This is a genomic window from Duganella sp. GW822-FHT06D06 (genome assembly GCF_058799615.1).
Window position 1 is genome coordinate 181,697 of record NZ_JBXALQ010000007.1, and the last position, 15,849, is coordinate 197,545.

Here is a 15,849-nt window from a genome sequence, read left to right on the forward strand (position 1 = left end):
GGCTATTCGTGCGTCGACAGCCGCTTGATGAATTCGAACCAGGCGATGCTCAACGCCGTCGCCATGCCGCACGCCAGCAGCAAGGCCAGGCCAGGCCGCGAAAAAGCGAACAGCGCGCGGATGGTGTCCAGGTAAAGCACGGCGGCCAGCAACAGCGTGGTCGCCAGGCTGATCCAGGCGAACGAGCGGCCCGACCCTGGCCGCCGCCATGAAGACTGCGACCAGCTGCGATTGGTGTGGATCAGCCCCAGGTTGGACAAGACCAAGGACAGGAAGGTGGTGGTGCGCGCCATGTCGTCGGACTGGCCCGACCATTTGACGGCCAGATGGAAGCCGATCAGCATGACCAGCAGGCCGCCCCCTTGCAGCAGGCCGCGCACCAGGATCTCGCGATCGAACAGCTGCATGTCCGGCCGGCGCGGCTTGCTGGACATGGCGCCCGCTTCGATGGGCTCGGCCTCGAACACGATCGAGCAGGCGGGGTCGATCACCAGTTGCAGGAACAGGATATGCACCGGCATCAGCAGCAGCGGCCAGCCCAGCAACACCGGCAGGATCGACAGGCCGACGATGGGCACGTGCACCGCGACGATAAACACGATGGCCTTGCGCAGATTGGTGAACAGGCGGCGGCCGTGCTGGACCGCCAGCAGCAGCGACGAGAAGTCGTCCTTGAGCAGCACCAGCGCCGCCGCCTCGCGCGCGACGTCGGTGCCGCGCGCGCCCATCGCCACGCCGATGCTGGCCGCCTTCAACGCCGGCGCGTCGTTGACGCCGTCGCCGGTCATGGCGACCACTTCGCCGCCGTGGCGGAACGCCTGCACCAGCCGCAGTTTCTGTTCCGGCGCGATGCGGCAAAAGACGTCGGTATCCTTCAGCCGCAGCCGCAGCGTCGCATCGTCCATGGCCGCCAGCTCGACTCCCGACAGCAAGCCGCCCTGGGCGCCGGCGATGCCGGCCTGGCGCGCGATCGCCAGCGCGGTGGCGGGATGGTCGCCGGTAATCATCACCACCCGCATGCCCGCCGCGCGGCATTGCGCCACCGCCTGCGGAACTTCCGGCCGCAACGGGTCTTGCAGCGCGACCAGGCCGAGGAAGACAAAATCAAAGACGTGCTGGTTGTCCGGCAGGCTGGCCGCCGGGAAGATGGCGCTGGCGACACCGATCACGCGCAAGCCGTTGTTGGCCATCGCCGCGACTTGCGCCGCGATGGCGGCCGCGCGTGCCGGTTCCAGATGGCATAGATCGATGATGGCCTCCGGCGCACCCTTGGCGGCGATCAGGTATTCCGAACGGTCCGGCGATTGCCAGACGCGCGACATCGCCAACATCTGCCGCGACAGCGGATAGTCGTCGATCAGCGTCCAGTCCGAATGCAGGTGTTCGGTGTTGGCCAGCAGACGGGCGCCGGCCTGGCCGATGGCGGACTCCATCGGATCGAACGCTTGCCGATGGCTGGCCAGCACGGCATATTCCAGCAGGCCGTGCAGCTCCTCCTGCAAGGCGGCGGCGCCCGGCGCCTGGCAAGCATAGTCCGACTGCTCCGACCACAGCTGGACCACCTCCATGCGGTTGACGGTCAGCGTGCCGGTCTTGTCGACGCAGAGGATGGTCGTCGCTCCCAGCAATTCGATCGCGGGGATGCTGCGCGCCAGCACTTTTTCGCGCCCCAGCCGCCACGCGCCCAGTCCGAGGAACAGCGTCAGAATGACCGGCAATTCCTCGGGCAGGATGGCCATGGCCAGCGTCAGTCCGGCCAGCAAGCCCTGCAGCCAGTCGCCGCGCAGCCACCAGTAGGCAAACGCCAGGGCGGCGGCCAGGCACAAACCGCCGGTGGCGACGGTCTTGACGACGCCTCGCGTTTCCAGCTGGATCGGCGTCAGTTCGCCGGCCGTTGCGGCAAGCGAGGCGCCGATGCGCCCCAGCGCGCTGTTCGGCCCGGTGGCTATCACCCGGCCGCTTGCCGTCCCTTGGGTGATCAGCGTGCCGGAGTACACGCGGCGTTCATCTGGATCGGCCGCGTCGGCGCCGTGCTTGGTCACCGGCACCGATTCTCCCGTCAGCATGGATTCGTCGACGGTCAGGTTTGACGCGGTGAGCAAGTCGATATCGGCGGGAACGCGATCGCCTTCCGCCAGCAGCACCAGGTCGCCGACCACCAGCTCGCGGCCGGCGACGCGTTCTTGCTTGCCGTCCCGTATCACCAGGGCGCGCGGGGAGGACAGGTCGCGCAGGGCGTTCAGCGAGCGCTCGGTGCGCCGCTGCTGGAAATATGTCATGCCGATGACGATGCCAACAAAGGCCAGCAGCATCAGCGCTTCGTTGCGATCGCCCAGCACCAGGTAAATGGCGCCGCAGGCGACCAGCAGCAGGAACATCGGTTCGGAGACCACGTCCAGCAACAGGCGCCAGGCGCTTTGCGGACGCGAGACGGGAAGTTCATTCGGGCCGTTGGCGCGCAGTTTTTCCGCTACTTGCGCAGCTGTCAGGCCATCGCTGTTCTGTTGCATCGCCATGGTGTCCATTTGTTCGCGAGAGCAGGGTGGGAAAGCAAGGTCGAACCAATACCGTCATCTTAAGTGACTTTGCGAAACGATGGACCAAAAAAAGCCCTCGGTCTTTTGGACCAAGGGCGAAAGAGCGACCCGATGGCAGCGTCGCGAGGAGATGGGCTCTTAGAACGTCAGGTCGAGGCGGGCGCCGAAGTAGCGCTGGTAGTCGCGCGGCGGCAGCCATTCGGTGGTGCTGACCACCAGCGGCGTGTTGGGCGCCTTGCTGCTCCAGTTGCTGTTGGCGTAGCCGTTGTTCAACCCCGCCGCATAGCGCTTGTCGAACAGGTTGTTGACCAGGAAGGTGAACTTGTAGCGGTCCTGTTTGTCCTTCACGCCGAAGCTCAGGTTGGTGATGCTGTAGGCGCCCTGTACCGTCATCGGATCCTGGTTCAGCGAGAACTGCGTGCGGCTCTGGTAGCGCGTGGTGGCGGCGACGAAGCCGTTGAAACTTTGCGACGGCAGCACCAGATCGTACTGTCCACCCAGATTAATTTTGATCTTGGGTGCGTTCGGCAGCGTCTTGCCGGCCAGGTCCTGCACATTGCTGTTGTTGTACTTCGGGCTGACCACGCAGCCCGGCCCGGTCACGGTGCCGGTGCCGGTGGCGTTGAGCACGTTGTAGCACGGGCCGTTCTCGAACGACTCGATGGTGGCCTCGGTGTAGGCGAAGCTGCCGTTCAGTTGCAGCTCGCGCGTTACGCGGATGCTGCCTTCCGCTTCCACGCCCTGCGTGCGCAGGCCGCCGATGCTGTTCAAGCCGGTGCGATAAGTACCGTCGGCGTCGAAGAAGCTCGACGATTGTTGGAAGTTCGAGAAGTTGGTGCGGAACAGCGCCAGGCTGAACATCGCGCGGTTGTCCAGCAGGCTTTGCTTGAGGCCGATCTCGTAGCTCTTCGCGGTCTCCGGCTTGACGGCCGGCAGCTTGGCGGTGGCCGCCGTGAAGCCGGACGTCAGGTCGTAGGCCACGCCCTTGTGGCCGGTCGAGGCCATGGCGTAGACCATGCTGTCTTTGTTGATGCGGTGCTCCAGGCCCAGCTTGCCGGTGTAGCTCTTGTCGTTGTCTTCCTTGTGGTAATACTCGGTCAACGTATGCACTTGCGGCGGCACCGTGTAGCGGCGGAAGTTGTAGCCGGTGTCTTCGTCGTTGTAGCGGCCGCCCAGGATCAGGCTGGTGTTCGGCACGAAGTCCCACGAGCCCTGGCCGTAGATGGCCTTGCTGATGTTCCAGGCGTCGGCGCCGTAGGAGGTGCCGTAGGCCTGGATCAGCGGCGCCTTGGTCAGCTCGCGGTTCAGCCAGTTCTTGCCGTACCACAGGCCGGCGACGTAGCGCAGCGCGCCCTTGTCCGGCGAGGTCAGGCGCAGTTCCTGCGTGGTCGAGTGGACGTCGAACGAACCCCACTGGAACAGGCCGCCGTGCATGCCGGTCGGCTGGCCGTTGGGCAGCAACAAAAAGGGCAGGATGTCGATGTCGGTGTTGTCGTTGTCCTGATAGTCGTCCATGTGGTAGCGGCCGTAGGACGAGATCGAGCTCAGCGTGTGGCCGGCCAGCGGACCGTTGGGGTCGAACGCCCAGTCCAGCTTGACGCCGGTGCCGACGTCGTGGAACTTGCCGCCGGTCGGGTAATCGTTGCGCACGTCGCGGTTGCCGGGGCCGATGTTGATGCCGGCCAGTACCAGCGAGGCCGGCAGCTGCGGCGCGTTGCGGTAGATGCCGCCCGGCGACATATAGCTGTAGGCGTTGGAGCAACAGAACTTCTCGGTGCGGTTGTAGTGCGGCGTCAAGGTCACGGTCAGCTGGTCGAGCGGGTTCCACTCCAGTTTTCCGCTGAGGTTGTCGCCCTTGCTGCCGTTCAGGTGGCCGCCGGTGCTCAGGTCGTTGAGCGTGCCCTGGTAGCTGGTCTTGCTGGCGGCCAGGCGCATGCGCAGCGTGTCCGACACGGCGCCGCCGATGCTGAAGCCGGCCCGCCATTCATGGTCGTCGGTCAGGTAGGTGCTGACGGTGGTCTTGAGCGGGCCGCCGATCGGCTTGGTGGTGATGTTCAAGGCGCCGGCGATCGAGCTCTTGCCGAACAAGGTGGACTGCGGTCCCTTCAGCACTTCGATGCGGTAGACGTCGGCCAGGTCCTTGAAGGCGCCGGCCTGCATGCCCTGCGGGATATCGTCGACGATGACCGAGACGTCGGCCTCGACGCCGATGCCCAGCGAGAAGGTGCCGATGCCGCGCATATTGATGCTGAAGTTGCCCGGCTGGCTGCCGTAGGACAGCGTCAGCGCCGGCGACAGCGACGGGATGTCCTCCAGGTCGCGTACGTTGGAGCGTTGCAGCACGGCGTCGCCCAGCACGGTGATCGAAGCCGGCACGTCTTGCAGACTCTGGGCGCGCTTGTTGGCGGTGACGACCACCGTTTCGAGCTTGCCGCTATCGACGGTGGCGGCCTGCTGGGCGGAGGCGGCGCCGAGGCCGAGCAGGGGGAGAGTTAGGGTCAGGGCGACCGCGGCCGTGATGGGCCGCAGCGCCGGGATGGCAGGGTTCATGAGGTCTCCAGTTTATTAAGTGCTTTGTGGAATCGCTTCCACTTATGGTCAAAAAAAACGCCGGCAATCTCATGGACCGCCGGCGGTGCTGCGCTTACTTGCTACTGACCTTCAGCGGCGCCTTCAGCTTTTGCGCGTAGTTGCGCACGTAGGCCTGCCATGCCGCGCCGTCGGCGAAATCGCCGCTCTTGTTCCAGCCCGCGCCGAAGTAGTAGACGAAGGGCTTGCCCGCTTGGGCCGCGCCCAGCGTCAGCTGCTGGCCGTCGGTGACGGCGTAGCCGCTGGCGCCGGCCGGCAGGATCACGCCGCAGCCGATGATGCCGTCGTCGCCGTGTTGCGGTTCCCAGTAGCTGGCCCAGCCGCCGGCGGCGTCGGTGACGTAGTCGCCCTGGCCGTCGCGCCGCACGATGCCCACGCCCACCGTCAGCGGACCTTTGCCGCCGGCGCTGTAGCGGCTTTCGACACGGGTCATGTTGGAACCGGCGTCGATCGAGAAGCGCTTCACCTCGGAGACCATGCGGCCGTTGCCGGCGTCCCACTTGCCGAAACTGAGTTCGAACACGGAGCGTAGCGGACCGTCGGCCAGTACCTTCCAGCTCTGGTAGTTGGAGGAGTTATGCAGTGCGTTGTTTGCATAAATGGTGGTGCCGCCGCAGCCGCGGTTCTGGCCCACGTGGTAGTAGTCCAGGCCTTCGCCGGCATCCTTGTGATAGGCGCCGTTCTGGTACCACTTGTCCAGCACCGGATAGCGCACGCGCTTGACCCACACGTCCACGCCGCTGCTGACCAGGTGCTCCTTCGGATCCTTGATGATGGCCGGCCCGTAGACGCGGTGTACGGTACGGTCGCTCTCCCACGCGAAGTCGTCCAGCCGTTCCGGCACGAAGCGCGCATGCGTCTTGACGTCGACCGGCGGCGTGGCGGCCAGCCGCTCGGCCGGCAGCACCAGGTAGCGGCGCGTATCGCCGGCCGGCACGTTCACGGAGAACAGCAGCTGCTTGCCGATCACCTGGGAGTTGAGGATCGCCGACGTCGCGGCATCCATCACCACCGGCGCCTTGACGCCCGGGGTGACTTCCACCAGCTCGTCGCCGCGCAGGCCGTCGGTGCCGTTGGCCACGCTGACCGTCTGCGGCCTGGCCTTGTCCAGCACCGCCATGCGATACATCTCGCTGCCGGCCAGCAGGAAGCCGCCGACGCCATAGACTTCGGTGGCGTCGTTGTCGAACGATTTGGGATCCTGGCCGATAGGCTGCACGTGGGTCAGCTTGCCGTCCGCCTGCACGTTGGCCACCAGCGCGCTCCACACCTTCTGCACGGCGGGCTTGTAGGCCTTGGCATCGAGCAGGCCCTGGTTGACGCCCCAGGCGAAGGCATACGCGTACAGCGCCGAGCCGCTCGATTCCTTCAGCGGATAGCTGGCCGGGTCCAGCAGGCTGGCGCGCCACAGGCCGTCCGGCTGCTGCAGCGTCAACAGCTTGGCCGACATCTCCTTGTACTGCTGCTCGAAGCGCGGACGGGCAGGGTGCTTGGCCGGCAGGTATTGCAGCATGCGCACCAGGCCACCCATCACCCAGCCGTTGCCGCGTCCCCAGTAGACCTTCTGGCCATTGGCTTCGCGTTTGTCGAAGTATTTACTGTCGCGGAAGTAGAGGTGCGCTTCCTTGTCGTACAGGTAGTCCGACGTCGCCCACCATTCGCTGACGGCGAAGTCGAGGTAGCGCTGGTCGCCGGTGACGGCCCACAGGCGCAGCCAGGTCGGAGGCCCCATGAAAAGCGCGTCGCACCACGACCAGCGTTCCTGGTTGCCCGGCACGGTGAAGTCCAGCGTGCCGCTGCGGCGGTTGGCCAGGATGTCGTCGAAGCTGGCGCGCATGGCGGCGATCATCTTCGGATCGCGCAGTTGCAGATACAGCTCGGCGTAGGTCTGGCCGATGATGTGGTCGTCCGCGTGGTAGTGGTTGGGGCCCAGCTTCCATTGGTTCTTGTCGCCGATGGCGAGCATGGCGTCGCGGTATTTGCGGTCGCCGGAGATGCCCACCAGGGCCATGAAACCGGTATCGCCCACCGCCTGCGTCCAGTCGTCGGTGCGGTGCTTGCTGGGGTTGGCCAGCTGCCAGTCGGCCACGCGCTCCATCGCGTTCAACACCGCTTTGGGATTGATGGCGGCCGATGGCGCGGCCGCTTCGGCGCTCGGCGCCTCGCCGGCGAAGACTGGTGTTGCGGGCAGTGCGGCCACGAAGGCGGCCAGCACGGCGGCGTGCAGATACGTTGGTTTCATGTAGGCGTCTCGTTGAGTTTTATTTGTACATCGGTCCTGCGGTGACGAACGGGCCTCCCTGGTAGATGGTCGGCGCATCGCCGGCCGCCGGGTAGGCCGCGCTGTCGGGGAAATTGCCGGCGAACTGGCCGGAGCTGTGCTTGGGCACATAGCCCAGGTGCGAGGCGTGCTTGTTGTCCCACCACCTGGTCGGATTGTCCGAGGTGCCGAAGGTGATCGTGTGGCCGACGCGCGGCGTGAACAGCGAGCAGCGGATCAGCTCCACCAGGTCGTCGTAGGCCAGGTAGGTGACCATCATGCGGCTGTTCTTCGGTTCCGGGAAGGAGGAGCCGATGCGCAGGCACACGGTCTCGGTGCCGAAGCGGTCGTAGTAGTAGCGCGACAGCGCTTCGCCGAAGGCCTTCGATACGCCGTAGAAACCGTCGGGACGCAGCGGCATGCCGGCGTCGACCAGTTGCGTGGTTTCGTAGTAGCCCACCACGTGGCTGGAGCTGGCGTAGATCACGCGCTTGACGCCGCACTTGTGCACCGCCTCGTACAGATGGTGCAGGCCGAGGATGTTGGCGTTCATGATGGGTTCGAACTTGTCTTCCACCGAGATGCCGCCGAAGTGCAGCACGGCGTCCACGCCTTCCATCATCTTCAGCACGCCGTCGCGGTCGCCCAGGTCGCCGATGACGATCTCTTCGCCCTCGCGTTCCGGGCCCAGGTCCTTGACGTCGTTCAGGCGCACCACGTCGGCCCAGGCCTTGGCGCGTTCGCGCAGGATGGTGCCCAGGCCGCCGCCGGCGCCGGTCAGGAGGATGCGTTTGAATGGTTTTGCGCTAGAGGTAGTGGTCATTTTGAGTTTTGTAGTTAAACGTTTAATCGCAAGTATATCGATTTTATTTTCGGGGTCAATCGCTTTCGTATCAGTGAGTGCATGGTCTGTGGCGGATTTGCCGTGCTAAGATCGAAGCGGATGGCTCATTAAAATAAAAACCGATTGACTGGATTGATGAAAAAACCCGTACCCACCATCCGCGACGTGGCCGCCGCCGCCGGCGTTTCCACCGCCACGGTGTCCAAGTTCGTCAACGGCGCGCAGCGTTTTTCGGCGGGCGTGGAAGCGACCATCACGCAAGTCATCGCCGACCTGGGCTACCGTTCCAACCCGCTGGCGGCGTCGATGATCACCGGCCGCACCAGGAGCATCGGCCTGTCGCTGCTGGACCTGGCCAATCCGCACTTCGCCAGCGTGGTCAAGGGCGCCAACCGCGTGGCGCAGCAGCACGGCTACAACCTGCTGCTGGTCGATACCGATGAAAACCCCGACCGCGAACGTCCCTTGCTGGAGGCGCTGAGCCGCCGCGTGGACGGCGTGTTCGTCATCTCGCGCATACCAGAATCGGAGATGGACTGGATGCTGGAGCTGGGGAAGCCGATGGTGTTCTTCGGCCATCTGGCGCAGCACGATATTCCGTGGGTGGCGGGCGACGACCGGCGCGGCGCCTGCATGCTGGCGCGGCACCTGGTCGCGCAAGGACACCGCAAGATCGCCTACCTGGGCTTCTCCAAGTCGCGTCGCGACGGGGAGCGCCTGGCCGCCATCCGGGAGTGCCTGTCCGCGCACGGCCTGTCGCTGGCGGTGCATGACGCCGGCGCGCCGTCGGCGCAGGAAGGGGAGCGCGTGTGCTCGGCCATCATGCTCGGCGCCGACCATCCCGATGCGCTGATCTGCTACAACGACCTGATGGCGCTGGGCTTCATGAAAGCCGCGCAGACGCTGGGCTTCCGCCTGCCGGACGACATCTCGGTGGCCGGCTTCGACAATATCCAGTTCGGCGCCTACACCTCGCCGTCATTGACCACCGTCGACCTGCAAAGCGAGCGATTGGGCGCCGCCGCGATGGAGCAGCTGATAGGCCGGATCGAAGGCAAACCCGTCGCCGCCTTCAGCATGATCGAGCCGCAGCTGATCCTGCGCGGCTCCATCGCCAGCCGCGTATAACGGCGATTTTTTCACATGATGCTTTACGTCTCAGGGAAAATCACATAACATCGGTTAAACGTTTTCCAAGAAGAGTCTGCCACCCCATGATTTCTACCCGATTCCGTCTTTCCGCGCTCGCGCTGGCCGCCCTGCTGGCCGCTGGCGGCGCAGCGGCGCAAACCGCCGCCAACTACGTGCCGCCGCAAGCGACCGCACCGATGAACCGCATCGTGCAGGACAACGCCTACCAGCAGCTGGACTACTTCTTCAAGAAGCTGGTGGCGGAAAAGGAGGCCGTCGTCATCGACGGCTACGCGCCGTTCAAGGCCGGCGACAAATTCTTGCCGGGTAAGGTGGCGGCAGGCCTGGGCCACGTGCTGCTGAACAGCGCCAAGGACGATCCGGCGTTGCCGCAGCGGCTGCGCGACTATCGCGACATCGCCGACATGACGGTCGGCATGGACAACCACACCTGGGGCATCTACTACTACATCGGCACGCTGGTCAAACTGAAGCAAGCGGGCCTGCTGGAGCAGGCGGTCAGCCCGGCCACGCTGGAAAAACTGCGCAAGCAGCTGGACTGGCGCACTTTCGTCACCGTGCCGCAGTACGACTTGATCAAGCTGCCCACCAACTACTATGGCGTGGCGTTCAGCATCGCGCGCCTGCGCATGTTGATGGGCTGGGAGGACGACAGCGGCAGCCAGATCCTGCTCGACAGAATGCTCGTGCATTACAAAAAATACTCGGGCAAGTTCGGCTTCTCCGACGAGACCGACGGCGAAGGACGCTTCGACCGCTACAGCATCCTGCTGATCGCGGAAATCTGCGAGCGCTTCCTGGAGACCGGCCTGGAGCCGACCCCGGAGCTGAAAGGCCTGCTGCGCAAGGCGGCCGACATCGCGCTCAACGTCAGCAACACCGCCGGCGATGGTTTCAGCTTCGGCCGCAGCCTCGGGCCTTACGGCGAGACGGCGCTGGTCGAGATCCTGTCCGTGTCCGCCTACCTGGACGTGCTGACGGCGGAAGAGAAGCAGTACGCGTATGCCTACTCGTCGCGGGTCGCCGCCCGCTACATGGACTTCTGGTACGACCCGGCGATGCACTCGCTGGACATGTGGGGCAAGGGCCGCCGCACCGACGCCTATCGCGGCAAGCACCGCATCCTCGGCGAGAACTTCTCGCTGCTGCACCAGCTGATCTACACCAACGACACCTGGAACAAGGCCGGCATGAAGGACGCGCCGCCCAAGGCCGACCTGCAGGCATGGCTGGACAGGACCCGTCCGCAGTTCAGCACCACCACCTTCGCGCAGGGCGAGTACGACCGCGCGCTGACGGTTTTCCGCGACGGCAAGCACGTCGTCAGCCTGAACATCATCAACGGCGGCATCAGCCAGCATGACAACAGCCCTTACTATCCGCTGCCGTTCGCGCCGGGCATCGTCTCCGGCATCGCCGACAGCGGCGGCGCGCATCCGCAACTGCTGCCCAAGTTCACCATGGCCGACGGTGCGCAATTGATTGGCACCGCCTGGATCAAGGACATCAAGACCAGCCAGGCCGGCCAGCGCTACACGGTCAGTTATCGCCAGGATGAGCTGGACCGGCTGGGCAAGAAAAGCCCGGTCAAGGACGGCCGCATCAAGCTGCAAACCACTTACACGCTGGAACACGGACAGCTGACCCGCAACGACGTCTACACGCCGGTGGGGATGCAGGAAGTGGAGAAGATCACGCTGGAATTCGCGTCCTTCTCGGAGCAGCCCACCATGGACGGCAGCACGGTCACCTTCGCCAAGGGCGACGTGGGCGAGTACAGCGTCTCCGGTCTCCAGCGATGCCAAGTCGCGCCGACCAACGGCAGCAAGGATTACATGGCGCCGTATGGGGCGATGAAGACGCTCGTCACATGCAGCACCGGCAAGCTGACGATGAAGGAACCGCTGACCATCAAGTGGACCATCAAATACCATTAAGGACATCATGCCGCACTTAAAAATCGAATACACCGCCAATCTCGACGCGCACGCCGACATCGGCGAATTGTGCAAGACGCTGTCGCGCACGCTGGTCACGCTGAAGGACGCCGGCGGAACGCTGGTGTTCCCGCTGCTGGGCACCCGCGTGCTGGCCTATCCGGCCGCGCAGTACGCGGTGGCGGACGGCGAGCTGGGACGCGCCTTCGTCTACCTGAACATGCGCATCACGCCGGGCCGCAGCGAGGAACTGGTCGATGCAGTCGGCGACGCCGTGCTGGCCGCGGCGCGCGCGCACCTCGCTCCGGCGCTGGACAAACTGCCGCTGCGCCTCACCCTGCACATCGATGCGACACCGCCTGCTTACGAAGGCAAATTCAGTAGTTAAAAAACTTGGAGAGACGGATGCGTAGTGTACTGAAGCTGTTGTTGGTGACGAGCTGCCTGTCGGCGGCATGGGCGCAGGACGACCAGGCCCCTGGCCAGGCGATGGTGGTGCCGGCCGCTGGCGCCCGCATTGCTCCTGTGGTGACGAAGCAGCCCCCTACGCTGCAAAACATCTATGGCCGCACCCACCTGCTGCTGGATGGTCGCTGGAACTACATCGTCGACCCGTACGAGGCTGGCTACTACAACTACCGCCACCAGCCCTTCGACCAGTCCGCCACCGGCTCCGGCGGCTTCTATGACGACCGCAAGCCAAAGGATAAAACCGAATCGGTCGAATACAGCTTTGACGGCTCGCCGACGCTGGCCATTCCCGGCGACTGGAACTCGCAGAACGCCAAGCTGGAAAACTATGAAGGCACGGTCTGGATGCGCCAGCAGTTCCAGGCCGCGCCCAAGGACGGCAAGCACTACTTCCTCTACTTCGGCGCGGTCAATTACGAAGCCCACGTCTACCTGAACGGCAAGAAGGTCGGCAGCCACAAAGGCGGCTTCACGCCGTTCCAGTTCGAAGTGACCGGCCGCCTGCTGAAGGGCCAGAACACCGTCGTCGTCAAGGCCGACAACACCCGCCACCAGGACGACATCCCGACACTGAACACCGACTGGTGGAACTACGGCGGCATCACCCGCGACGTGCTGCTGGCCGAAACGCCGGACACCTACATCGCCGACTACCAGATCCAACTGGCCAAGGGCGACATGGGCCGCATCGAAGGCTATGTGCAGATGACCGGCGCCCAGCGCTCGCAGGACGTGACCATCACCATCCCGGAGGCGGGCGTCAAGGCCACCGTGCATACCGGCGCCGACGGCCGTGCCGCGATCAGCATCCCGCTGGCGAAGAACAGGATGCGCTACTGGTCGCCGGACGATCCCAAGCTGTACACCGTCACCATCGCCGGCGCCACCGACAAGCTCAATGACCGCATTGGCTTCCGCACCATCGAAACGCGCGGCCAGGACCTGCTGCTGAACGGGAAGTCGGTATTCCTGCGCGGAGTCTCGCTGCACGACGAGAACCCCTTGATACCGGGTCGCCTGCGCGGCGAAGGCGATATGCGCATGATGCTGCAATGGGCCAAGGAGATGAACTGCAATTACGTCCGCCTGGCGCACTATCCGCACAGCGAGGAGATGATCAAGCTGGCCGACGAGATGGGCATCCTGGTCTGGGCCGAGGTGCCGGTGTACTGGACCATCTCGTGGGAGAAGCCGGAAGTCTACGCCAACGCCAGCCAGCAGTTGACCGACCTGGTCACGCGTGACCGCAACCGCGCCAGCGTCATCATCTGGTCGATCGGGAACGAGACGCCGGTCAGCGACGCTCGCAATGTCTTCATGGGCAAGCTGGCCGACACCGTGCGCTCGCTGGACCATACCCGCCTGGTCGCCGCCGCGCTGGAAGTGCACCGCAAGGGCAACGAGGTGACGGTGGAGGATCCGCTGGCCGACAAGATCGACCTCGCCAGCTTCAACGAATACGCCGGTTGGTACTGGTCCGACAACAAGGAGATGCTGAAGTTCTCGTTCAAGGTCAATTACAACAAGCCGGTGGTAATCAGCGAATTCGGCGCCGACGCGCTGGGAGGTCTGCATGCCGACGACGACACCCGCTGGAGCGAGGAGTATCAGGACCTGCTGTACAAGAACCAGTTCAAGATGCTGGACGCGATCCCTGGCCTGCGCGGCACGACGCCGTGGGTGTTGACGGACTTCCGCTCGCCGCGCCGGCCGCACCCGTACTATCAGGACTTCTGGAACCGCAAGGGACTGATCTCCGAAACCGGCAAGAAAAAGCTGGCCTTCTACACGATGAAGGCTTACTACAACCAAAAGCAGCAGCAATACAAATGACCATGAAAAAAACCACGCTTGCCCTGGCCGCGGCCTTGCTGCCGTTGTTGGCCCACGCGCAGGACGCGCAGATCGATCGCAAGGTCGCCGCGCTGATGAAGCAGATGACGGTGGCGGAGAAGGTCGGCCAGCTGCACCAGATCTCCGGCCGCCTGGTCACCGGCCCAGCCAGCAGCGACTATGCCGCCACGTTGGCCGATATCCGCCTGGGCAAAGTCGGTTCCATGCTCAACGTGAAAGGCGTGGCCGACACGCGCGAGATCCAGGCGCTGGCGCTGCAATCGCGGCTGCATATTCCGCTGCTGTTCGGCCAGGACGTGATCCACGGCTACCACACCGTGTTCCCCGTGCCGCTGGGCGAATCGGCGTCGTGGGATATGGAGGCGATCGAGCAGTCGGCCCACATCGCCGCGCGCGAAGCCGCCGCCGCCGGCATCCACTGGACCTTCGCGCCGATGGTGGACGTGGCGCGCGATCCGCGCTGGGGCCGGGTGATGGAAGGCGCGGGCGAGGACGCCTTCCTCGGTTCGGCCATCGCCCGCGCCCGCGTGCACGGCTTCCAGGGCAAGCAGCTGGGCGCCACCGATTCCGTGATGGCCACCGCCAAGCACTTTGCCGCGTACGGCGCTGCGGTGGCGGGCCGCGACTACAACGCGGTCGACATGAGCAACCAGCAACTGTTTGAGGTCTACCTGCCGCCATTCAAGGCCGCGCTGGATGCGGGCGCGGCGACATTCATGAACTCCTTCAACACGCTGAACGGCGTACCGGCCACCGCCAGCGCCTTCCTGCAGCGCGATATCCTGAAAAACAGCTGGAACTTCAACGGCTTCGTCGTCAGCGACTGGGGCTCGGTGCGTGAGATGGTGCCGCACGGTTATGCCAGCGACCTGGCCGATGCCTCCGTCAAAGCCATCAACGCCGGCAGCGACATGGACATGGAGAGCTACGCCCACTTCCAGCACCTTGAGGACGCCGTCAAATCCGGCAAGGTGAAAATGAAGACACTGGACGATGCCGTTCGCCGCATCCTGTACAAGAAATTCGAGCTGGGCCTGTTCGACGATCCATACCGCTATTCGGTCGCCGCGCGCGAGAAGGTCGTGCTGGCCGATCCGTCGCATCGCGCCGCCGCGCTGGACGTGGCGCAGAAATCGCTGGTGCTGCTGAAGAACGAAGGCAAGGCTTTGCCGCTGTCGCGCACCGCGCAGAAGATCGCCGTTATCGGGCCGCTGGCCGATGCGCGGCGCGACCTTGAAGGCGGCTGGGTGGTGGAGGGTGACCGCGCTCCCGTGGTCAGCATCCTCGAAGGCATCCGCAGCCACGCCGGCAAGGCGCAGGTCAGCTACGCGCCGGCTTGCGACAACCGCTGCACCGGCACCGAGGGCTTTGCCGACGCCGTCGCCACGGCCGCCAGGGCGGACCTCGTGGTGCTGGCCGTCGGCGAGACCTGGGACTTGAGCGGCGAAGCCAAGTCCCGCACCGACATCACCCTGCCCGGCCATCAGGAACAGCTGTTCGCCGTGCTGAAGGCGACCGGCAAACCGATCGTGGTGGTGATGCTGGCCGGTCGTCCACTGGTGTTCAACACCATCGCCGACCAGGCGGACGCCATTGTCTACGCATGGTTCCCCGGCAGTGAGGGCGGCAACGCCGTCGCCAATGTGCTGTTCGGCGACTACAACCCGTCCGCCAAGCTGCCGATCACCTTCCCGCGCAGCGTCGGCCAGATTCCGCTGTCCTACGCGCAGTTCAACACCGGCCGTCCCGTCACCGACGAGAAGAACGTGGTCTACAAATCGGCCTACATCGATTCGGTCAATACGCCGCGCTATGCATTCGGCCATGGCCTGAGCTACACCGACTTCAAATACTCGGGCCTGACCGTCAGCAGCAAGGAGATGTCGCCGTCGCAGCAGGTTACGCTGTCGTTCGACCTGGCCAACACCGGCAAGACCGAGGGCACCGAGATCGTGCAGCTCTACCTGCGCGACATGGTCGCTTCGGTGGTGCGGCCGGTGAAGGAGCTGAAAGGCTTCCAGAAGATCCATCTGCAAGCGGGCGAGCGGCGCCGCGTGAACTTCACTATCGACCGCGAGCTGCTGTCGTTCTTCAACAGTCAACTGGTATGGGGCGCCGAAGCCGGCGACTTCAAACTGATGGTCGGCAGCGCCTCCGACGACATCCGTCTTGAGGGCGCAGTCAAACTGCTCCCATCCAAATAAC

The 15,849-nt window shown here is 64.7% G+C and carries 9 protein-coding genes; 5 read left to right on the forward strand and 4 right to left on the reverse strand.

What is annotated here, in order from left to right; translation table 11 throughout:
* Positions 1-2: 2 nt before the first annotated feature.
* The 4 genes from AC1RMD_RS15335 to AC1RMD_RS15350 all read right to left on the reverse strand — a co-directional run bounded on the left by AC1RMD_RS15335 (position 3) and on the right by AC1RMD_RS15350 (position 8,209).
* Positions 3-2,516, reverse strand: a complete 2,514-nt coding sequence (locus AC1RMD_RS15335) for a cation-translocating P-type ATPase (protein ID WP_492927536.1) — start codon at positions 2,514-2,516, stop codon at positions 3-5.
* A gap of 159 nt (positions 2,517-2,675) precedes the next feature.
* Positions 2,676-5,087 carry a TonB-dependent receptor gene (locus AC1RMD_RS15340; protein ID WP_492927537.1) on the reverse strand — a complete coding sequence of 804 codons (2,412 nt, stop codon included), beginning with the start codon at positions 5,085-5,087 and terminating at the stop codon, positions 2,676-2,678.
* A 94-nt stretch (positions 5,088-5,181) separates the two neighbouring features.
* On the reverse strand, positions 5,182-7,368 hold the full coding sequence (locus AC1RMD_RS15345; protein WP_492927538.1) for a glycoside hydrolase family 88 protein: 2,187 nt from the start codon (positions 7,366-7,368) through the stop codon (positions 5,182-5,184).
* A 19-nt stretch (positions 7,369-7,387) separates the two neighbouring features.
* Positions 7,388-8,209, reverse strand: coding sequence for an NAD-dependent epimerase/dehydratase family protein (locus AC1RMD_RS15350; RefSeq protein WP_492927539.1), 822 nt, complete (start codon positions 8,207-8,209; stop codon positions 7,388-7,390).
* A 156-nt stretch (positions 8,210-8,365) separates the two neighbouring features.
* On the opposite strand from AC1RMD_RS15350, the gene AC1RMD_RS15355 reads away from it, so the two are divergent.
* The 5 genes from AC1RMD_RS15355 to AC1RMD_RS15375 all read left to right on the forward strand — a co-directional run bounded on the left by AC1RMD_RS15355 (position 8,366) and on the right by AC1RMD_RS15375 (position 15,848).
* The gene (locus AC1RMD_RS15355) at positions 8,366-9,358 is read left to right on the forward strand and encodes a LacI family DNA-binding transcriptional regulator (protein ID WP_492927540.1); all 993 of its coding nucleotides are present in this window, start codon (positions 8,366-8,368) and stop codon (positions 9,356-9,358) included.
* A gap of 86 nt (positions 9,359-9,444) precedes the next feature.
* Entirely contained in the window at positions 9,445-11,319 is a 1,875-nt protein-coding gene (locus AC1RMD_RS15360; protein WP_492927541.1) for a hypothetical protein, read from the forward strand.
* A 7-nt stretch (positions 11,320-11,326) separates the two neighbouring features.
* Entirely contained in the window at positions 11,327-11,707 is a 381-nt protein-coding gene (locus AC1RMD_RS15365; protein ID WP_492927542.1) for a 5-carboxymethyl-2-hydroxymuconate isomerase, read from the forward strand.
* 17 nt (positions 11,708-11,724) lie between these two features.
* Entirely contained in the window at positions 11,725-13,623 is a 1,899-nt protein-coding gene (locus AC1RMD_RS15370; protein ID WP_492927543.1) for a glycoside hydrolase family 2 protein, read from the forward strand.
* Entirely contained in the window at positions 13,620-15,848 is a 2,229-nt protein-coding gene (locus AC1RMD_RS15375; RefSeq protein ID WP_492927544.1) for a glycoside hydrolase family 3 N-terminal domain-containing protein, read from the forward strand. Before AC1RMD_RS15370 ends, AC1RMD_RS15375 begins: the two co-directional genes overlap by 4 nt.
* Position 15,849: the final 1 nt, after the last annotated feature.